Consider the following 499-nt stretch of genomic DNA (forward strand, 5'->3'; position numbering starts at 1 on the left):
CTTGGGAACAGCGTAAGTTCTCAGATTTCGTTTTCCCTTCGGGTGTTCGGAACAGCGATAACCTCCCCTTTGAGAGCTATTCCGTTTCTAACGATAAGGGGTTCGTCCCCCAGGACGAGCAGTTTGAGAATGGCGGCACACCAAGCCAGGCTGACAAGCGAGCTTACTGGATCGTCGAGCCAGGGTCGTTTGCCTACAACCCGGCCAGAATCAACGTCGGCTCTATAGGATACCTATCTACCAGCAAAAACGTCATTGTCAGCTCACTGTATGAGGTCTTCCGAAGTGATGATTCTTGCAACGACAGGTTCCTCTGGCATTGGTTCAAATCGCCGTTATTCTCAAGGCAGATAGAAGCCCTGCAAGAGGGCGGCGTTAGACTCTACTTCTTCTTCGACAAGCTGCTTCTCAGTGAGATAAGAATGCCGAGCATCAAAGAACAAGTCGAGATCGGTGTCTTGTTCGATCGCCTCGACTCCCTCATCACCCTTCATCAGCG

The 499-nt window shown here is 51.1% G+C and carries 1 protein-coding gene; it reads left to right on the forward strand.

Annotation, left to right across the window (positions count from 1 at the left end; genetic code table 11):
* On the forward strand, positions 1 to 499 hold a 499-nt coding region (locus AUL39_RS04490; protein ID WP_160327026.1), incomplete at both ends, for a restriction endonuclease subunit S.

It is taken from the genome of Tractidigestivibacter scatoligenes, from assembly GCF_001494635.1.
Lineage (GTDB): Bacteria > Actinomycetota > Coriobacteriia > Coriobacteriales > Atopobiaceae > Tractidigestivibacter > Tractidigestivibacter scatoligenes.